This window comes from Halonotius terrestris, from assembly GCF_006861665.1.
Taxonomy (GTDB): domain Archaea; phylum Halobacteriota; class Halobacteria; order Halobacteriales; family Haloferacaceae; genus Halonotius; species Halonotius terrestris.
In genome coordinates this window covers 586,810-605,224 of the sequence record NZ_RKLU01000001.1, presented here as the reverse complement: position 1 = coordinate 605,224, position 18,415 = coordinate 586,810, and the positions used below count along the sequence as shown (strand labels likewise).

The 18,415-nt window shown below is 64.6% G+C and carries 19 protein-coding genes (1 of these 19 cut by a window edge); 12 read left to right on the top strand and 7 right to left on the bottom strand.

Annotated elements, in window-relative coordinates:
- The first annotated feature begins 276 nt into the window (after positions 1–276).
- A complete protein-coding gene (locus tag EGH24_RS03185) occupies positions 277–2,292 on the top strand; it encodes a Cdc6/Cdc18 family protein (RefSeq protein WP_246057876.1) in 2,016 nt (671 codons plus the stop codon).
- 19 nt (positions 2,293–2,311) lie between these two features.
- Here EGH24_RS03185 and EGH24_RS03180 read toward each other — a convergent pair whose 3' ends face one another.
- Positions 2,312–3,178 carry a S26 family signal peptidase gene (locus EGH24_RS03180; RefSeq protein WP_142978714.1) on the bottom strand — a complete coding sequence of 289 codons (867 nt, stop codon included), beginning with the start codon at positions 3,176–3,178 and terminating at the stop codon, positions 2,312–2,314.
- Between the two features lie 189 nt (positions 3,179–3,367).
- Here EGH24_RS03180 and EGH24_RS03175 point away from each other — a divergent pair, with 189 nt between their 5' ends.
- Positions 3,368–5,029, top strand: coding sequence for a DNA-directed DNA polymerase II small subunit (locus EGH24_RS03175; protein WP_142978713.1), 1,662 nt, complete (start codon positions 3,368–3,370; stop codon positions 5,027–5,029).
- A gap of 62 nt (positions 5,030–5,091) precedes the next feature.
- Here EGH24_RS03175 and EGH24_RS03170 read toward each other — a convergent pair whose 3' ends face one another.
- A complete protein-coding gene (locus EGH24_RS03170) occupies positions 5,092–5,517 on the bottom strand; it encodes a hypothetical protein (RefSeq protein ID WP_142978712.1) in 426 nt (141 codons plus the stop codon).
- Between the two features lie 132 nt (positions 5,518–5,649).
- Here EGH24_RS03170 and EGH24_RS15930 point away from each other — a divergent pair, with 132 nt between their 5' ends.
- The 3 genes from EGH24_RS15930 to EGH24_RS03160 all read left to right on the top strand — a co-directional run bounded on the left by EGH24_RS15930 (position 5,650) and on the right by EGH24_RS03160 (position 7,359).
- Positions 5,650–5,739 (top strand): hypothetical protein, encoded by a 90-nt coding sequence (locus tag EGH24_RS15930; RefSeq protein WP_449271756.1) that lies wholly within the window; start codon positions 5,650–5,652, stop codon positions 5,737–5,739.
- On the top strand, positions 5,739–6,527 hold the full coding sequence (locus tag EGH24_RS03165; protein WP_142978711.1) for a DUF7089 family protein: 789 nt from the start codon (positions 5,739–5,741) through the stop codon (positions 6,525–6,527). Before EGH24_RS15930 ends, EGH24_RS03165 begins: the two co-directional genes overlap by 1 nt.
- Positions 6,528–6,618: 91 nt before the next feature.
- Complete coding sequence (locus EGH24_RS03160; protein ID WP_142978710.1) at positions 6,619–7,359, top strand: SIMPL domain-containing protein; 741 nt, start codon at positions 6,619–6,621, stop codon at positions 7,357–7,359.
- A 26-nt stretch (positions 7,360–7,385) separates the two neighbouring features.
- Here EGH24_RS03160 and EGH24_RS03155 read toward each other — a convergent pair whose 3' ends face one another.
- Both EGH24_RS03155 and EGH24_RS03150 read right to left on the bottom strand, forming a co-directional pair.
- The gene (locus EGH24_RS03155; protein ID WP_142978709.1) at positions 7,386–7,964 is read right to left on the bottom strand and encodes a DUF7090 family protein; all 579 of its coding nucleotides are present in this window, start codon (positions 7,962–7,964) and stop codon (positions 7,386–7,388) included.
- Positions 7,965–8,018: 54 nt separating this feature from the next.
- A complete protein-coding gene (locus EGH24_RS03150; RefSeq protein ID WP_142978795.1) occupies positions 8,019–9,761 on the bottom strand; it encodes an excinuclease ABC subunit C in 1,743 nt (580 codons plus the stop codon).
- 89 nt (positions 9,762–9,850) lie between these two features.
- On the opposite strand from EGH24_RS03150, the gene EGH24_RS03145 reads away from it, so the two are divergent.
- Entirely contained in the window at positions 9,851–10,111 is a 261-nt protein-coding gene (locus EGH24_RS03145; protein WP_142978708.1) for a hypothetical protein, read from the top strand.
- Positions 10,112–10,136: 25 nt separating this feature from the next.
- Here EGH24_RS03145 and hisG read toward each other — a convergent pair whose 3' ends face one another.
- Positions 10,137–10,982, bottom strand: coding sequence for an ATP phosphoribosyltransferase (gene hisG / locus EGH24_RS03140; protein WP_142978707.1), 846 nt, complete (start codon positions 10,980–10,982; stop codon positions 10,137–10,139).
- Positions 10,983–11,079: 97 nt separating this feature from the next.
- Here hisG and EGH24_RS03135 point away from each other — a divergent pair, with 97 nt between their 5' ends.
- The 6 genes from EGH24_RS03135 to EGH24_RS03110 all read left to right on the top strand — a co-directional run bounded on the left by EGH24_RS03135 (position 11,080) and on the right by EGH24_RS03110 (position 15,933).
- Positions 11,080–11,760 (top strand): peptidase, encoded by a 681-nt coding sequence (locus tag EGH24_RS03135; protein WP_142978706.1) that lies wholly within the window; start codon positions 11,080–11,082, stop codon positions 11,758–11,760.
- Positions 11,761–11,829: 69 nt separating this feature from the next.
- A complete protein-coding gene (locus tag EGH24_RS03130; RefSeq protein WP_142978705.1) occupies positions 11,830–13,137 on the top strand; it encodes an amidohydrolase in 1,308 nt (435 codons plus the stop codon).
- A 79-nt stretch (positions 13,138–13,216) separates the two neighbouring features.
- Entirely contained in the window at positions 13,217–14,506 is a 1,290-nt protein-coding gene (locus EGH24_RS03125; protein WP_142978704.1) for an adenosylhomocysteinase, read from the top strand.
- A gap of 38 nt (positions 14,507–14,544) precedes the next feature.
- On the top strand, positions 14,545–14,766 hold the full coding sequence (locus EGH24_RS03120; protein ID WP_142978703.1) for a hypothetical protein: 222 nt from the start codon (positions 14,545–14,547) through the stop codon (positions 14,764–14,766).
- A 183-nt stretch (positions 14,767–14,949) separates the two neighbouring features.
- Positions 14,950–15,372 carry a Holliday junction resolvase Hjc gene (gene hjc / locus EGH24_RS03115; RefSeq protein ID WP_142978702.1) on the top strand — a complete coding sequence of 141 codons (423 nt, stop codon included), beginning with the start codon at positions 14,950–14,952 and terminating at the stop codon, positions 15,370–15,372.
- Positions 15,373–15,684: 312 nt separating this feature from the next.
- Complete coding sequence (locus EGH24_RS03110) at positions 15,685–15,933, top strand: DUF7472 family protein (RefSeq protein ID WP_142978701.1); 249 nt, start codon at positions 15,685–15,687, stop codon at positions 15,931–15,933.
- Positions 15,934–15,960: 27 nt separating this feature from the next.
- On the opposite strand, the gene EGH24_RS03105 is transcribed toward EGH24_RS03110, so the two are convergent.
- Entirely contained in the window at positions 15,961–17,085 is a 1,125-nt protein-coding gene (locus EGH24_RS03105; protein ID WP_321167806.1) for a DNA primase large subunit PriL, read from the bottom strand.
- Between the two features lie 204 nt (positions 17,086–17,289).
- Positions 17,290–18,415, bottom strand: the 3' portion of a protein-coding gene (locus EGH24_RS03100) for an ammonium transporter (protein ID WP_142978700.1). The gene runs 614 nt beyond the window's last position; the window shows 1,126 of its 1,740 coding nt (coding positions 615–1,740); its start codon lies off the right edge, out of view; the stop codon is at positions 17,290–17,292.

Sequence of the window (18,415 nt, the reverse complement as noted above, 5' to 3'; positions counted from 1 at the left end):
TACCGCCACTGCCAACTACTACTCCTCTGCCACTCCCTACCACTCCCCTCGCCAACTCGGCCGGGATCGCTCTCACCCGTCCGTCTCATGGTGTATGAGGCCGGATGACAAATATGAGACAAAGGGAGAACGTTTTTGTACTATCTCTCCCTCTGTTTCGCCTGCACTACCAGAATACGCCTACAGTCCCCACCCAAACTGAATCCCCGGTATACGGCTTCCTCCGCTGTGTTTGGACGGTATCTGTCGGCTATTCCACCCGAAACGAGGGGGAACATGACGAAGGAGAACACCGAGACGGACGCGGAGTCCACTGACGTCGACGCCGAGTCGCCAGCGACGGATACCGACCGCTCCGAGGCAGCTGAACCGGCCTCTGAGGCAACTGCGTCGCCGCCCGACATTCCAGAACCGACCCCCGAATCGTTGGACGCCGTCGCCGACGACAGCTCCGACCACGGAGCTGATCCCGATTCTGATTCTGATTCCGCTACCGACGAATCTCCTGCTGATGGATCCGACACCGGCGATTCAGATTCTCCCACCGACGGGTCCGAATCCGCTACCGATGGCCTCCAGACCGACGTTCCGCTTGACATCCCCGAAACAACCGAGTCGGCCGAATCAAGTCGGGACCGCTCGACGGCCTCCTCGGATCTCGATATCGACAGCGTTCTGGACACTGACCCCGACACGCCCGAGGACGGCGAGAGCGAAGGCCTGTTCGACGATCTCCTCTCCGGCGAACCGATCTTCGAGAACAAGGAGGTCCTTCGNCCNTCCTANACNCCNCNNNANCTNCCNCACCGCNANGANCAGATCAACNANATGGCGACNATCCTCGTCACGGCGCTCCGGGGCGACACGCCCTCGAACATCCTCATCTACGGAAAGACCGGNACCGGGAAGACNGCNAGCGCGAAGTTCGTCNNCNANGAGCTCGANNNCACCTCNCAGAAGTACGACGTGCCCTGCGAGGTCGAGTACATCAACTGCGAGGTCACCGATACCCAGTACCGCGTCCTCGCACAGCTCGCCAACAAATTCATCGAGAAGAACGTCGCCCTCATCGAGTCCCGGATCGACGCACTCGAAACCGTCCGCGACGAACTCGCCGCCGAGGCCGACGCCGAAACCGCCGACGACGCTGCCGACACCGACTCCGATTCCGAAACCGCCGACGACGATTCGACGGACTCCATCGAGTTGACCGACGCCATTTCCTCGGCAGAAGACGACTCCCCAGTCGTCGACGACGCCGAGGAAACGGTCGTCAGCATTCCCGACGCCGAAGCCGACGGCGAGGATACCCCCGAGGGAACGCTCCCGATCGCCAACGAGGAATACGAGTCCGTCGAAGCCGTCGAGGAGCGGATCGACGCCCTCCGCGATGACGCCGAGGAGATGGAGNCNGNNCCGATGACCGGNTGGCCGACCGACCGNGTNTANNANANNTTCTTCGANGCCGTCGACTACCACGAGCGAGTGGTCGTCATCATGCTCGACGAGATCGACAAGCTCGTCGAGAAGTCCGGGGACGACACGCTGTACAACCTCTCGCGGATGAACTCGGAGCTGGAGAACTCTCGCGTCTCAATCATGGGTATCTCGAACGACCTGAAGTTCACCGACTTCCTCGACCCCCGGGTAAAGTCGAGCCTCGGCGAGGAGGAGATCGTCTTCCCGCCGTACGACGCGAACCAGCTCCGGGACATCCTCCAACAGCGCGCCGAAGTCGCGTTCGAGGCCGATTCGCTCGNCGNCGACGTNATCCCGCTGTGTGCCGCNTTNGCNGCCCAGGAACACGGCGACGCCCGCCGCGCGCTCGACTTGCTGCGGACCGCCGGCGAACTCGCCGAGCGCGGACAGGCCGATGTCGTTGAGGAGGAACACGTCCGGCAGGCTCAGGACAAGATCGAACTCGACCGCGTCGTCGAGGTCGTCCGAACGCTTCCGACCCAGAGCAAGATCGTCCTNTNNNCNATCATNCTNNTGGAGAANAACGGCGTNCACAACATCAACACCGGCGAGGTGTTCAACATCTACAAGCGGCTCTGCGGCGAGGTCGACGCCGACGTACTCACCCANCGGCGCGTCACGGACCTCATCTCCGAACTCGACATGCTCGGCATCGTCAACGCCGTCGTCGTCTCGAAGGGACGTTACGGCCGCACGAAGGAGATCTCCCTATCGGTTCCTATCGACGANACNGANGCCGTNNTGCTNTCNGACTCCCGNNTCGGCGANNTCGAGGANGTCCAGCCGTTCGTTCAAGCCCGGTTCGATAACTGACGACGGATTTCTCCTCGATTTAGGCTGCAGTTCCACCTGAAACAGTCGTCGTTGTTGCCGGTGCTACTGGACTCACGGAAGCGGTTGTCGTCGTCGAACTCACGATTTCGCTCGATCCGGTCGTCGCGGTTCCGAGCAGCACCAACCGAAGCCGCCCGAGATACGGGATTCGGACTTGCGCGACGCCATCGACCCACCGCGGTCTGACGACGGGGGCGATCCCGCTGGCTTGGTCGTATCGCGCGTTGTTGTCGCCTTTCGTGATATACCCCGCGTGCGGAGCCGGACACCCATTCAATTCTACACAGTTCTCGGCTGTGATGGCGTCGGGGTCGGCGCGGTCGTACCAGTTTTCACCCTCGTCGACGGTGAAGTGCGTCCGGTGGATAATCGGCGAGCCGACCCGGCCGGGGTGGTCGTAGACGATCACGCTCCCCGGTCTGTTGAACGATTCGTGGTCGCCGCCGTTTGCGGCCATAACGAGCCCCTGTTCGTTGGCCTCTGGGGCGGCGTAGCGTCCGGCCTCGCTGACGACGACGAGATCGTACTGATTGATGTTCGGCTCCATGCTGTCGCTCTCGACGGCGACCATCGGGGGCCAGACGCCGCTGATCGCAAACAGGGTCAGCCCGATGACGCTCACGATCGCCAGACTCAACAGCAACTCGCGGACGAACAGCAGCGGGCCGTCGTTCGCGGTCCAGAGTTGCTTCCACCACGGGTCGCTGCTGGCCCCGTTGTCCGTGGATATTGGAGGGCTACCCACTGATTCGTCGTCGCGCTCGGCCGTATCGTCGTCACCCATCGACTCGGCTGTGTACTCGTCGGCCATCGAATCTTCGCCTCCCGGTTCGTCATCCGATGGCTGACGATCGCCGGAACTCATTACCAGTCGTTCACCCGCGGTCTGTTTGAACCTTCTGACTACATCGAAACCGGCTCCGGTCGCCCATCTACGGTCGCTTCACTCGCCACACACTCGTTCAGATTCCTCCGCTCCGTCGCTCTCGGCATCCGATTCCTCCGCTACGTTGCTCCCGGCACGTTTTTGCCCGGAGCTACCTACCGTTCGGTCGTGCCATCGGAGACGCCCTCCCGGATCGTCCAAACGCTGGCCCGCCACGGCTACAACGCCGACCGCGAGGCGGTCACGCTGCTCGCCCGCGCAGATGATCCGGCTGCCGCCATCGAAGCCGTCGTCTCGGCGGCCGGCGACGACACCCTCCGCATCACGAGCAGCGATGTCCGGGCGTGTCTCGATACCGACGCCGTTGCTACCGGCGCGGCCGTTTCTACTCCGTCGTCCCCGTCCGAATCCGCCGCTGCAGAGCCGCCGGAATCCCCCGATTCACAGCCTGAGAGCCCCCAACAGACGCCCGCAAACACCCCATCTTCGACTGCAACCACAACACAGACAAACCAAGCGACAGAGTCGGAATCTCCATACGAAACAGAGGGGTCGAACTCGACCGGGCGTAAAGAAGTGGTTGACGAACCAACAGAAACCGCCAGCCACGCCCAGAATCGAAACCCGACGCCCGCCGAAATCACCGGCGACATCACCGGTCAGAGTACCGGCACTGGCGAGTATAGCCAGTTCGTGACGACGTTCCGGGATCGCTACGAACGGCTCTCAAAGCTCCTCAAGAGTCGAGTCAACCACCGCCCCGCGTCGGCTATCGCCGACATGCCGGGCGGCAGCGACGCCGAAATGATCGGCCTCGTCAACGACATCCGCTCGACGGCCAGCGGCCACTGGCTGATCGAACTCGAAGACACAACCGGAACCTTCCCCGCGCTCGTGATGAAAGACCGGCCCATCGCCGAGTTAGTCGACGAACTCCTCCTCGACGAGTGTATCGCCGTCCAAGGAACGCTCGCCGACGACTCCGGCATCCTGTTTACCGACTCGATTCATTTCCCCGATGTCCCCCGGACCTTCCGCCCGAGTACGGCCGACCGCCACGTTCAGGCCGCCCTCATCTCNGANGTCCACGTCGGCNNCNAGGAGTTCATGGCCGACGCGTGGCANCGCTTNNCNGACTGGCTNCACACCGAGGNCGCCGANCNCGTNGANTACCTGCTNATCGCNGGCGACATGGTNGANGGCGTCGGCGTCTATCCCGGCCAGGACGAGGAACTCGATATCATCGACATCTTCGATCAGTACGAAGCCTTCTCGGAGCATCTCAAAGCCGTCCCCGGCGATATGGAGATCGTGATGATCCCCGGCAACCACGACGCCGTCCGGCTGGCCGAACCCCAACCCGGCTTCGATGAGGAACTCCGAAACATCATGTCGGCACACGATCCGAAAATCACAGGCAACCCCTCGACGGTCACCATCGAGGGCGTCTCGATCCTGATGTATCACGGCGTTTCGCTGGACGAGGTGATCGCCGAACTCCCCGAGGAGAAAGCCAGCTACGACAACCCCCACAAGGCGATGCACCAACTCCTGAAGAAACGCCACGTCGCCCCCCAGTACGGCGGCAAAATGCGACTTGCACCCGAAACGAAGGACTATCTCACTATCGACACGGTCCCTGACATCTTCCATACCGGCCACGTCCACAAACTCGGCTGGGGCAAATACCACAACGTCCTCGCGGTCAACAGCGGCTGCTGGCAGGCCCAAACCGCGTTCCAAAAGAAAGTCAACATCGACCCCGACGTGGCGCATGCCCCGATCGTCGATCTCGACACCCTAGAGATGACCGTCCGGAAGTTCGCCTGAGTCGGCCCGTTCGCCCGTCTCGGCTCGTTTCCCCGTCTCGGTTTGTCCGTCGATTCGCGTCGTTAGGGCTCCTGATGATACCGGATCGTCGGCGACCCACGGAACACGGGCCCGTCGCCGTCTTCCTGAAATCCTGCGGCCTGCGCTGCGGTCTGAAGGTCGGTCGCGGACTGTTCGACCAATAGCTCGACGTCCAGCCCTTCGGCGGCGGCGAACCGCACCGGCTCGCTCAGGAGTCGCTCGCAGGCCTCCTTCGTCCCGCCGACCTGCGTGACGTGGACGGTTTGGTCGTGAACGTCAAAACTCACGAACCCCAACAGCTCGGATTCAAGCGCGTCGGTGTCGGCGTTGGGATCGTTGCCGGCCTGTTGCCGTTCGGCGACCCGGACGCTGCGGTCGTGGACGAGGTTCCGAATCACATCCGCCGGCACGTCGGCCAGTGCCGCGATCGACTCGGCGTCCTCTTCGACGGCGTCCCGGACATCCATGTGATCGTATATCACATCGACCTGCATAAAATTCGGGGCGACCGGCGGTGTCGAATACGGCGTTCGACTGATTCCACGCCCGAATCCTGCCGACATGAAGGCTTTATTTGGACCGACCGAGAAGAGCGGGACATGTCTCAGGCTACCAAAGTCGTTCTCGGCACCGTGCTCCTATCGGCTGTCTTCGCCGTCGGTATCATCCTCTCGTTCGTGTTCGCCTGATGTTCACCGAACGAACGCTGTCGCCGCCCGTCGCGGCCGCCCGCGGGCGGTACGCTCCAGCGGCGACAGTACTCGATGTTGACACCGATTTCGAGACGCTGCCGCCCGCTGTCGCCGAGGACCTCGGCCTGCTCGCCGACAGTATCGATCCCGCCAGCTACCCCGCAGAGTGGGTGCCCGAGACCGCGCCCACAGTCCTGCAGAAGTACGCTGGCTCCCCGTTCACGATCGGGATGCCCGGCGACGGCACCGTCGTCTGGACTACCCAGACCGAGCCGCCGACGGTCCTGCTGAAACAGCGGGCTGAGGGAACGCCCGACCCGTTCCTCGATTTCCTCATCGCCGAGGCGTTCGTCAAAATCGACTGCAGCGTCCCCGAACACTTCCTCCCATTCTTCGCCGATGCCTACGCCGACCTCGACGCCGCCGTCGGCCTCGGCGGGGCCGACGTGTATCAGATCGCCGCCGCGCTCTTCGACGGCTGGGTCGGCCTCCAGACGCGCCCGGTCTTCGCCTCGTGGGCCGACGAAAGCGAGTTCGAATCCCTGCATGAGGCGTGGGTCGATGCCGGCCAGCGACTCGAAGGTCGCCTCGGCGACCTCTCGCGGGCGGTCGCTCACGACGAGATGACGTTCGCGGAAGCGACGGAGTACGCCTGCGCGGCGATCAAACACGATCTCGAGATTCCGACGCCGTTCAGCGCGCTCGATACGGGTGCCTACCGCGATCACGGGGCCGACTACGGCGTCGAGTGGGCGGAAAAGACCTTCGCGGAACTGCAGGAATAGCACGGCAGCCGAGTATTTCGCGCTCCAGACGCGCTCATATCCCTGTTTCACCCTGCACAACGCCTATCCTTTCCGCGCCTGTCTCTCAGCCATGGACCGACGAACCCTCCTTCTCGGTGTCGCAGCCGCCGGGACGACTGCCCTCTCCGGCTGTCTTAGTGCCGCCCAGTCGGGCGCGACAGGTGGCGATAGCAACCTCCGAACGATCACTGTCACTGGCACAGCCGAGATGCAGGCCCCACCGGATCGGGCTGTCGTCGAAGTGAGCGTCGAAGCCACTGGTGACACCGCGGCCAGCGTTCGGGACCAACTCTCGACGGACTCCGAGCGGCTCACCCAAGCCCTCCGCGAGGCCGGCCTCAGCGACGAGCAGATCACGACCGGTCGGTTCAGCATTCGAGAGGAGCGCGTCCCGCCGCGACTCCCCGAGTCCGAAACGCCCGACGAGCCAGTCTACTTCGGCACCCACTCGTTTACCCTCGACATCGACAGCGTCGATTCGACCGGCGACGTCATCGACGCTGCCATCGACGGCGGGGCCGACTCCATCGACCGCATTGAGTACACGCTCTCCGATGGGACCCGCGACTCGCTGCGTGAGGATGCCCTTCAGTCCGCCGTCGACAACGCCCGCACCGAGGCCGACGTGCTGGCCGAGCGGGTCGATTCCGGAATCATCGACGTGCAGCACGTCACCTCCGCGGGTGGCGGGCTCTCACCGTCGTACGCGCGGTTCGATGAAGAGGCCATGGCCGACGCGGCGTCAACCGATCTCCGGCCTGACGATGTGACTGTGAGTGCGACTGTCGAAGTAACGTATCGGATCAGCTGAGCCGAGTCGGTGGCTCGGCTGACCGTTCAGAAGTCGGTTTCGACGCTGCCGTCGTCGTCGAGGTCGATGACACCGTCGAAGAGGTCGCGGAACTTCTCGATGACCGCATCGTCGTGGACCTCCTTCGAGAGATGGAAGATCCCGACGGCATCGTGTTCGACGAGCAGTTCGAGGATCTGTTCGGTTGCGTCGGCGACGCCGTCCTCGTCGGCGTAGTAGATCATCTCGGTCAGCGAGTCGACGCTGATCCGGAGTTTCCCGTCGTGTTCATCGAGGAAGTCGCCGACCTGCCGGACGATCCCGTCGAGGTCGTCCGGGGCGGAAACGTAGTGGACGTCGTCGGTACCGCGACGGGAGTAGCCGCGTTCGACCGAGAGCGTATCGAGGATGACCGCGCGGTCCTCGTCGACGTCGTAGTGTTCGANCTTCTGTNCNACCTCGCGGGCGGTGGTTCGGGTCGANACNACGAGNNNGTGNTCNGTNTCNGTCTTCAGGAANTCCGTGTCGATCCGGTCGGTTTCGCCGATCGAGGGGTGGAGGAGGAGAACCCCCGTCCCACCGCTGATCGTCTCCGGCGCGTTATCGACCGCAAGCGTGTAGTCCATATCGTTGAAATCGGCTGGGTTAACTTAATGATGTAGGCATTCGGTATCGGCCACTCACAGCCGCTCGGCGAGCTTCGCGGCCGTTTTCTTGCCGACGCCGTCGACGTCCTGTAGGTCGGCTTTCGACGCGTCCCGCACGTTCTCGACGCTGCCGAACCGTCGGAGCAGTCGCTTTCGCGTCTGGGGGCCCACACCCGAAATCCCATCAAGCGCGGTCGAAACGTCGTCCCGGAGCTGTTGGTGGTACTGGACGGCGAACCGATGGGCCTCGTCGCGGCCGCGCTGGCAGACGTGGAGGTGCTCGGCGTCGCTCGGCCAGTCGAAGACGCGGTCCGGCGTGATCACCAACTCCCGGTCTTTGGCGAGCGCGACGACCGGCACGTCCCAGCCTGTTTTGTCGAGGGCGTCCATCGCGGCCCCTAACTGTCCCTCACCGCCATCGATGAGCAGGAGGTCCGGATCGGGTCGGTCGTCACGCCCCTCAAGCGCACGAACCGCGCGCCACTCGATCAACTCCCGCATGTTCGCGTAGTCGTCGTTGCGGTCGGTGAGTCGCTTCCGGCGGTAGTCGCTCGTTTCCGCGCTGCCGTCGACGAAACAGACGTTGCTGCCGACGACTGCTTTGCCCTGACTGTGGCTCACATCGAACCCCTCGATCCGGCGCGGTCGGTCGATACCGAGCTTCTCACCGAGCACGCCCAGCGGGTCGCCGTCGACCGGGCCCTGTCGGGCGTTTTTGAGTGCGAGATCGACCAAGGTTGCCTCCCGGCCCGCTCCCGGAACGCGGACCGCAACCCCTTCGCGTTCTAGCCATGCGACCACGTCGTCATCGGCCGGACGTTCGGAGAGTAAGACTGCATCCGGCAGCGGGCGTTCGGCGTAATACTGCGGCAGAAACGCCGACAGCAACGCGGCCACCCGGTCGCCGCCGTCGGCCTCGTCGGGTGCCTCGAGGCTGTGTCGCGAGCGGTCGACGAGCTGGCCGCGCTCGCTGCGAAGCCGGGCGACGGTCGCGCGGTCGCCGTCGACGGCGACGCCGAGTACGTCCGCGACTACCTCGTCGCTCCCGCCGGCGACTGCCCGCTCGCTGTCGTCGTGGATCGTCTCGACGACATCGAGTTGATCCCGCAGGTTCGCGGCGCGCTCGAAGGCCTGCTCTTGAGACGCTGTTTCCATCTTCCGGCGGAGTGGGTCAGCCAGCACGCCGGTTTCACCCTCGAAAAACCGGATCGCCGCCTCGACATCCTCGCGGTAGCTCTCGGCGTCGATCTCGCCGGTACAGGGGGCGGTACAGAGCCCCATCTCGTAGTCGAGGCAGGGTCGCTCCCGGCCCTGATACTTGTGGTCCGAACAGCCGCGAAGGCCGTAGACGTGGCGGATCGCCTTGACGACGGTCTCGATCCGGCCTTTGTCGGTGAACGGGCCGAAAACGGTCGCGGCGTCGTTCGGTTCGCGCGTGATTTCGATCCGCGGCACGTCGTGCTCGGTGAGCTGCACCAGCGGATAGGATTTGTCGTCCTTGAGCCGGACGTTGTACCGCGGCTGGTGGCGTTTGATCAGGTTCGCTTCGAGCAGGAGGGCCTGCGTTTCGGTGTCGGTGACGGCGACCTCAAGGGACTCCGCCCGGGCGACCATTTGGGCGATGCGGTCGCTTCGCGGATCGGCGTACGAACGAACCCGCGAGCGCAGATCGACCGCCTTGCCGACGTACAGCACCGTCTCGCCGGCCTGAAACTGGTAGACGCCGGGCTCCGTCGGCAACTCGCTTGCGCGCTCGCGGAGCGTTCCGACCTCCATCACCGTCGATTGGGCGGCAGGACAATTGAACGTAACGCGACCGCTCTCTGGACCGACAGCCACATTTCACTCCTCCAACAAGGACGGATATGCCACGGCTCTGGCTCGTCGAGCGCAGCTACGATGACCGCAATCTGATCTCCTTCGTGTACGCGACAACTGACGGTACCAAACAGCTTCGCAAGGAGTTGTCGGCGACGCTCCTCCAACAGCGGAGCGACCCGATCACGGCCGCTATCGACATCGATGACGAGGACGAACTCGCTGCAGTTGATCCGGACAATCAGGAGCAGTACGCGACTGAAGCCCAATCGGTCGCTGCGGACTACGAGCCCGACGAACCGATCTAACAGACCGTTCCGTACCGCTGCCGCGTTACTCCACCAGCCGTTCGATTTCGGTCACGAGAATCCCGGTCGCGCCCGCGGCTTTGAGGTCGTTGATGATCTCGAAGACCTCGCGTTCGTCGACGACGACATGAACTGCCAGATCGTCGCTGCCGGCAACGTCCATCACCGTCGGCCCGCCGAGTCCAGGAATCACGTCTTTGACCGCTTCCAGATCCTCGCTGGCGACGTTCATCATCAGATAGCGTTTGTCGTCGGCTGCCAGCACCGACTCGAAAGCGGTCATAAGCTGCTGGACTTTGTCGTCGTCGGCCGTTTCGGGCCGTGCGAACAGCCGCACCGAACTCTGCAGTACCTCGTCGATGATCGCCAGCCGGTTGACCGCGAGCGTCGTTCCCGTCGAGGTGATATCGACGATGGCGTCGGCCATCTCGACGTGCGGCGTCAACTCGGTCGCGCCCGTGACCTCGACAATGTCGGTGTCGATCCCCTGCTCGTCGAAGTACTCCCGAGTGATTCGCGGGAACTCGGTAGCGACCGTTTTGCCTGCTAACTGCGCCGGCTCGGTGATTTCGCCGTCTTCGGGAGCCGCCAACACGAGCCGGCACTGGCCGAACTCCAGGTCGACCAGTTCGTCGAGGTCGGTGCCGGATTCGCGTTCCTGATCGAGGCCGGTGATCCCGACGGCGGCCGCGCCGTCGGCGACGTACTCGGGGATGTCCGCGGCGCGTGCGAACAGCACGGTCACGTCGGGGTCGACCGTCTCGGCGTAGAGCTTCCGGTCGGCCCCGTTTTCGATCCGGAGCCCGGCGCGTTCGAGTAGCTTCACCGTCGGCTCGTGGAGACGCCCCTTGTTGGGCACGGCGATGCGCATATCCGCACCTCTCGCCGCTGGGGCAACTGTCTTTCCCTCCGCTACGACGGGATAGCGGAGCGGAACCGCTATGGGGCCGTCGGCCGCAGTCGGATGTATGACTGCTGCGGTCGCCGCCCCACTGCAGGCCACTATCGATCCGTGGTGGTTCGTCGCCGCCGCCGTCGTGCTGTTTCTAGCGATGGCCGCACTCGGCCCGCGGGTGTCGCTATCGCTCCGTGAAACGCGCTCGCCCACGACCGACGAACAGGAGACAATCGACGCGCTGCTCGCGGCAGCCGATCTCGATCCGACGGCGATCCATTTCTCCGAGACGGCCGCGCCGTCGTCGATCCAGGTGTCGCTCATCGGGCTGCCGGGTCGCCGCCAACTCCTACTCACTGAGGGGGTTCTCGACACGCTCGATGACGCGACGGCGACCGCGCTGCTGACGGCCGAGGCCCAGCGCGGTCGTCTCCTGTATCTCGAATACCGCGCGGTCGCCGCCGCGGTCGTCATCGGCGTCGCCACTGCGATGTTCGGCGGGCTGCTCGCCTTTTCAAACGGGCTGTTCGTGATCGCGGCTGCCGCCCTCGTCCTCTTTTGGGGCGGCCGCCAACTCCAGTTCCGCGCGGATCGGGCGGCCGCCGACCGCGTCGGTGCAAGCGAACTGGCCGACGCCTTCGAGGCGGTCGCTGACCACCGCGGCGTCGATCCCGAGGGGGCGACGTGGCGCACCTATTTCGAGGTCCAACCACCGCTTGGCCAGCGGATCGACCGCTTACGATCTACTGAGTGATCGCTGTATCGCGCAGTCCTGTCGCTGTCGACCCTGTCCGATTAAGAGACCCGCACCGTAATCGCCGGTATGACCGAGACGGCATTCGACGACACCGTCGTCATCGAGGGCGGACACGTCCTCACGCCCGACTTCGAGGTGCGCGAGGCCGACGTACTGATCGATCGGCCGGCCGGCGTGGTGCTCGAAGTTGCTGACGACCTCGACGGCGGCGAAACGCTCGACGCAACCGACTCGCTGGTGATGCCGGGGCTCGTCAACGCCCACACCCACGTCGCCATGACGTTGCTCCGCGGCTACGCCGACGACAAACCCTTAGATTCCTGGCTCCAGGAGGACATCTGGCCGGTCGAAGCGGAGTTGACGCCCGAGGACATCCGCGTCGGCACCGAACTCGGCCTCGTCGAGTTCATCACAAACGGGATCACCGGGTTCGCCGACAGCTACTTCGAAGTCCCCGAGATCGCTGCCGCAACCGAGGCTTCCGGCCTTCGCGCCAACCTCTGCCACGCCTTCATCAGCGTCGGCAAAGACGACGAAGGGGCTCGCGCCGACGCACAGGAGGGCCTCGATATCGCCCGCGAGTTCGACGGCGCGGCCGACGGCCGGATCACGACCGCGCTGATGCCGCACTCGCTGACGACTGTTGAGACCGAGTATCTGGAGGAGTTCGTCCCCCAGGCCCGCGAGGCCGGTGTCCCGCTGCACTTCCACGCCAACGAGACGGAAAACGAGGTCGAGCCCGTCGTCGACGAGCACGGCGTCCGCCCGCTCGAATACGCCGACGACCTCGGGATGCTCACCGACGACGACTTCCTCGCCCACTGCGTCCATGTCGACGAGACCGAAATCGACCTGCTGGCTGAGACGGGCGCGAGTGTGATCCACTGCCCCGCATCCAACATGAAACTCGCAAGCGGGATCGCCCCGATCCAGGAGCTACTCGACGCTGGCGTCAACGTCGGTCTCGGCACCGACGGCGCGGCCTCGAACAACGATCTCGACCTCTTTGACGAGATTCGGGATGCAGCCATGCTCGGCAAACTCGCCCGTGGCGACGCCCGCGATGTCGCCGCCGAATCGGCCGTCCGCATGGCGACCGAAGGCAGCGCAGCGGCCATCGGGCTCCCGGTCGGCGAACTCGAAGCCGGCGGGACAGCCGACATCGCGGTCGTCGACTTCGACGCACCCCACCTGACGCCGGTCCACGACTACGTGAGCCACCTCGCCTACGCGGTTCGCGGCTCGGACGTGCGCCACACGATCTGTGACGGGGAGATCCTGATGGAAGACCGCGAGGTCCAGACGCTGGACGAGGCCGCGATCCGCGAGCGGGCGAGCGAGCACGCCGCCGACCTGATCGCTCGCGCCGAGTAATCTGCTCGCGCCGAGTAACCTGCCATCCCCGCGTCGCCGTCTTCGGTACCGTTTTCACCGCCTCGCTCGATGCCTCCGTATGAGCGAATCCGCGTATCTGCCGGTCGACGCACATCTCGACGACCCCGAATCCGCCCGCAGCGAGGGCCGCCGCAAGATGGACTGGGCGCTCCAGCACATGCCTATTCTTCAGTCGCTCCGCGAGGAGTTCGAGGCCGAGCAACCGCTCGCCGGCGAGACGGTGGGGATGGCGATGCACGTCGANGCNAAGACNGCCNNNCTCNNCGAACTNNTNGCCNTNGGNGGNGCNGAGGTCGCNATCACCGGCTGNAACCCNCTGTCGACGCACGACGACGTGAGCGCCGCGCTCGACTCCCACGAGCAGATCACCTCCTACGCGGAGCGCGGCGTCGACGACGACACCTACTACGCGGCCATCGAGGCCGTCATCGGCCACGAACCGACGATCACCGTCGACGACGGGATGGACATGATCGCCGCCATCCACCAGGACCACCCGGCGCTCATCGACTCCATCCTCGGCGGCTGCGAGGAGACGACGACGGGCGTTCACCGGCTGCGCGCGATGGACGACGACGGCGAGCTCCACTACCCCGTCTTCGCCGTCAACGACACGCCGATGAAGCGGCTGTTCGACAACGTCCACGGCACGGGCGAGGCGTCGCTCGCCAACATCGCGATGACGACGAACCTCTCCTTCGCGGGCAAGACGGTCGTCGTCGCCGGCTACGGCGACTGCGGNCGCGGCGTCGCNAAGAAAGCNNNGGGCCAGAACGCCNACGTCGTCGTCACNGAGGTCGACCCGCGGAAAGCCCTCGAAGCCCACATGGAAGGCTACGACGTGAAACCGATGCAGGAGGCCGCCGCCGAGGCCGACCTCATCCTGACGACCACCGGCAACCGCGATGTCGTCGTCGAGGAGCACTTCGACGTGATGCCCGACGGTGTCCTCTTGGCGAACGCGGGCCACTTCGATATCGAGATCGACCTCGTCGCTCTCGAGGAGAAGGCAGTCGATGTTTACGAGGCCCGCGACGGCGTCGAGGCCTACGAGATGCCCGACGGCCGCCGGCTCAACGTCCTCGCCGAGGGGCGACTCGTCAACCTTGCTGCGCCCATCGCGCTCGGCCATCCGGTCGAAGTGATGGACCAGAGCTTCGGCGTGCAGGCGGTCTGTGTCCGCGAACTCGCGGCCAACGGCGACGAGTACGCGGCCGGCGTCCACGACGTGCCGGACGACCTCGACCGCGAAATCGCCGAGATCAAACTTGACGCCGAGGGCGTCGCCCATGACTCGCTGAGCGACGAGCAGCGCGAGTACCTCGGTAGCTGGGATCACGGCACGTAGACCGTCGCGTTTTTCACCTCGGTCGGAGCACTACTGGTATGAACGTTGGGTGGGCGTATCTGGGACTGGCCGTCGTCTCCGTCATCGGCGGCGCGTACATGGCGATGACGCAGGGCAGCGTCCTCGGTGATCTCGTGTTGCTCGCTTCCATCGTGTTGATCTACCTCGGATCGACCAACCTCGCCGAGGGCGACGTGGCTGAGAAACTCAACAAGAGTGCTGGCAACACGGAGACCACTGAAGACACTGACGAGCGGTGACTCGCCGGACCCGTAGCCGACGACTTCTGACCTAACGATTCCTGACCCAACGATCCCTAACCCAACGTCCCCGAGCTGGCGTCCGTATCCTTTTGGCCGTCCCCGTCTATTCCTGCGTATGTACCGATTGCATCGCTCGCACCGCCTGCGACGACTCCCCGTGACGACTGCCTCTCGCCACCGATGAGTGCCAACCGGAAGGGCGACCGCCGCGAACGCGAGTTGGTCAACCGCCTCGACGAGGCCGGCTTCGCGGTCATGCGCGCGCCGGCCAGCGGGAGCGCGACCGACCGCGACCTCCCGGACGTGCTGGCCGGCGACGACGGCCGGTTTTATGCCATCGAAGCCAAATCCTCCAGCGGCGATCCGATCTATCTCTCCGGCGAGGAGGTNGANGCGCTNNTCTACTTCGCNNAGAACTTCGGCGCGAANNCNCGNATCGCCGCCCGCTTCGACCGCGAGGACTGGTACTTCTTCCACCCCGGCGACCTCNANGTCACNGACGGNGGGAACTACCGCGTNAANAAGGAGACCGCTCTCGCCGACGGGATCGATTTCGAGGAACTCGTCGGCCACAGCGAGCGGACGACCCTCGACGACCTCTGAGCAGTTGTGTCTCCGTGCTGTCGTCGACTCCTCCCGTGTTTTCGACTTAATTTGTTGAAAAGAATGAAATTACTAATATCCAGTACATTTTAGTTGACAGGAAATATGGGCCTAGGTGGCCGCGTCGTTCCCACCCAGCGGCCGTGTCGAACAACCACCCACGCCGTGCGTGGCCCGGGCACCACGCCGGCACGTGTGCTTCTGCGGCGGTTCCCCTGACGTGGACACGCTGAGCGCACCGCTCGTCACGGTCGCGTCCGTCGCTGTCGCCCGTTTCGAAGCCCTTTTGCGACGGCTCTCGCAACTGAGCGTATGGATATCGACGCGGATCTCCGCCGCAAAACGATCGTCTCGGCGGCTGCCGTCGGGCTGTTCCTCGTGAGTCTCATCGGTATCGGGACCGTCTTCGGCGGCGGTGAGGGCTTTTCCAGTACCGGCGGGCTGGCGATCATCGGCGCGCTCGTCGGTTTCGTCCTCCTGATGGCTGCCGTCGGCGCGTGGCTGGCCCGCGTCAGCAACGACGACGCTGCCGAGGCCGTTGACTCCGAACCAACCGAGTAACGCCCCGTTCTGCTTCCTGTTTCTATGTCAGTCGTCGGCCGCCTGTTCCCGCCAGTCGACGACGTCGTCGGCTGTCTCCAGTTGTTGCTGGTAGTATTCCAGGGGGTGGCCGGCGACTTTCCAGTGGTCGTCCTCGTTGTGGCAGATCCCGTAAGCACTCAGCGTTTCACACGACGGCGGCGGGTACTGCGTGCCGCGGTCGGCTTTCAGATACTCGGTCTGGTAGCGAATCCCCTCCGGCTCCAGTGAGGATGCCGCACAGAAGGCGACGATCTCGTCGGCGTCCATCCCGATCCCGGTCAGAAACGCCATCAGCGTGAACTGCTCGAAGCCTTCGAGTTCGATCCCGTCTTCGGCCTTCTGTAGTAGGTTCTCGATACACGGCGGGAACAGCTCGCGGGCGACGAAATCGATCTCGCCGACCCGCGTCCGCTCGGAGAGCAGCCGCCGGAGATCAGTAAGTTCCGCCTCCAACTCCGCGGCGATGCCCTCGTCTTCGTTGAGACCGTCGAACGGCAGTCCCTCCGCGACCCGCCGGCGGATCGCCGTCCGCAACAGGCGAAATAGCTCCTCGCGCTCGACCCGGACCGCGCCGTCGCTGAGTTCTCGATTGACGAGCCGCCAGCCGTCGCCGCGCGCCCCTGAGGCGAGTTCGAGGTAGGTGCCGACGCCGACGTGGAACCACGCTGGCTCGTCGCCGGCGGTCGCGTCGCCCGTCGTGGTCGCCCCCTCGCGTTCGGGCCGGATCGACCCCTCCAATCCGAGTTCGGTGATCAGCGTCTCGCGGTCGATGCCGGCCGAGGGGGTACTCCGGAGCTCGTCGCCCGCGTTTTCGAGGTCGTCCTGTAGCCGCTCGATCGCGGTTTTCGCCTCCGCAGCGGCGTATTTTTCCACTGCGGCCGGCGAATCAAGCAACGAAACGAGAATGCGGGCGATCGGATACGAGAGTAATTCGTCTTCGACGCGCCACTGGTCGGGTGTCTCCGAATCCACGCGGCCGGCCAGCAGCGCGCGTTCGACCCGCTCGCGGCCGCGATCGACCGCGGGTTCGTCGGTGGCGACCAACTCCGCCAGATCGACACCCGCCTCCGTGACGGCCGCACGAGCGGCCGCGAGGAACGGGTACCGGGCGTCGCGTGGAGTGATCGCCATCGTGGGAGTGATTCACCGGCGGGGTGAATAAGCCCGACGGTCGCTTCGCTCACTTCGTCCGCGCCCGCAGTGACGGTGTTGCAACTGACGGGTATTGCGTATCGGAAAAAGAACCGGTCGGAGTGTGGTGATCAGGCTCGGGACAACCGCCCGGCTTGGTTCGAGCGGCCGTGCCGAAATCGAGTCAGCAGTGCGTCAGTCGCGTTAGACAGCCTCCGTGCCTTCTTTCCCGGTTCGGACCTGGATGGCGTCTTCGACATCGAGGATGAAGATCTTCCCGTCGCCGGGTTCGCCGGTGTTGGCTGCTTCCTTGATCGCGTCGGCAACCTCTTCAGCTTCGACATCGGCGACGACNCACTCGANTTTCACCTTCTGGTGGAGGTCGACGGTGTACTCCTCGCCGCGCCANNNNCCCTTCTTNGCGGGCTGGNNGCCACGACCNGAGACGTTNGTNACNGTNAGCGAGGGCGCNCCGACNTCNGCGAGCNCNTNCTTCACGTCACCGAGTTTCTCCGGACGGATGACCGAGAGGACCATTTTGAGTTCCGGGTCGCCGCCGTCGGTGCGGACCTCGCGGCCGCCGTCAGTACGGATCTCGTGGTCGTCGCTGCCGCCGTCGGTGCGGATCTCGTCGTTGTCAGTCGGCCCGAAGCCGTCGGTCGCGACGCGGTCGCCACCGAACTCGGGGTAGGTCTCGACGCCGTGTTCGGAGATGTCGAGGCCTTCCTGCTCGTGGTCGGCGGTGACGCGTGCTTCGCCCATGACTTTGAGGGCGTACCAGACGATCGCGGTTGCGGTGAGCGTCCAGCCGCCGATGATGACGACACCGGTCAGCTGTGCGATGAAGTGGGCACCGACGCTGCTACTCAGCGCGCCGGGTGCGGCAACGAACGGGAACATCAGCGTCCCCAGCACACCAGCACTCCCGTGGACGGGGAAGACAGCACAGACGTCGTCGATCTTGAGCGTGTCCGAGACGAACTCGAAGACAAGCGGGAGCTGGGCACCGGCGAGGCCGCCGACGATGAAGGCACCCCACCAGACGGTCGTGTCCGGAATGGCGGTGATGCCGACGAGGCCGGCCAGCAGGCCGTTCGCAACGTACAGCGTGTCGACTTTCCCGGTTTTCAGCCAGGCAACGGCGGCAGCACCGAGGCCACCGGAGGCCATGGCGATGGTCGTGCTCATCGCAACGAGGTTCAGCGTTTGCGTGTTGAAGACGCCGCCACTGACCACGGAGGCCGTGCCGACGTTGAAGCCGTACCAGCCGAACGCGAGGATGAGCGTTCCCAGTACGGCGAANGTCANNGAGTGACCGGGNATGACGTTC

What these genes read in the sequence shown, in the direction of transcription:
- EGH24_RS03160 (WP_142978710.1), top strand. Translation starts at nt 6,619, where the DNA reads ATGGACCGACGAACCCTCCTTCTCGGTGTCGCAGCCGCCGGGACGACT.
- EGH24_RS03170 (WP_142978712.1), bottom strand. Translation starts at nt 5,517, where the DNA reads ATGGATGTCCGGGACGCCGTCGAAGAGGACGCCGAGTCGATCGCGGCA.
- hisG (WP_142978707.1), bottom strand. Translation starts at nt 10,982, where the DNA reads ATGCGCATCGCCGTGCCCAACAAGGGGCGTCTCCACGAGCCGACGGTG.
- EGH24_RS03180 (WP_142978714.1), bottom strand. Translation starts at nt 3,178, where the DNA reads ATGAGTTCCGGCGATCGTCAGCCATCGGATGACGAACCGGGAGGCGAA.
- EGH24_RS03135 (WP_142978706.1), top strand. Translation starts at nt 11,080, where the DNA reads ATGACTGCTGCGGTCGCCGCCCCACTGCAGGCCACTATCGATCCGTGG.
- EGH24_RS03165 (WP_142978711.1), top strand. Translation starts at nt 5,739, where the DNA reads ATGTTCACCGAACGAACGCTGTCGCCGCCCGTCGCGGCCGCCCGCGGG.
- EGH24_RS03120 (WP_142978703.1), top strand. Translation starts at nt 14,545, where the DNA reads ATGAACGTTGGGTGGGCGTATCTGGGACTGGCCGTCGTCTCCGTCATC.
- EGH24_RS15930 (WP_449271756.1), top strand. Translation starts at nt 5,650, where the DNA reads ATGTCTCAGGCTACCAAAGTCGTTCTCGGCACCGTGCTCCTATCGGCT.
- EGH24_RS03105 (WP_321167806.1), bottom strand. Translation starts at nt 17,085, where the DNA reads ATGGCGATCACTCCACGCGACGCCCGGTACCCGTTCCTCGCGGCCGCT.
- EGH24_RS03145 (WP_142978708.1), top strand. Translation starts at nt 9,851, where the DNA reads ATGCCACGGCTCTGGCTCGTCGAGCGCAGCTACGATGACCGCAATCTG.
- EGH24_RS03130 (WP_142978705.1), top strand. Translation starts at nt 11,830, where the DNA reads ATGACCGAGACGGCATTCGACGACACCGTCGTCATCGAGGGCGGACAC.
- EGH24_RS03150 (WP_142978795.1), bottom strand. Translation starts at nt 9,761, where the DNA reads ATGGAGGTCGGAACGCTCCGCGAGCGCGCAAGCGAGTTGCCGACGGAG.
- EGH24_RS03110 (WP_142978701.1), top strand. Translation starts at nt 15,685, where the DNA reads ATGGATATCGACGCGGATCTCCGCCGCAAAACGATCGTCTCGGCGGCT.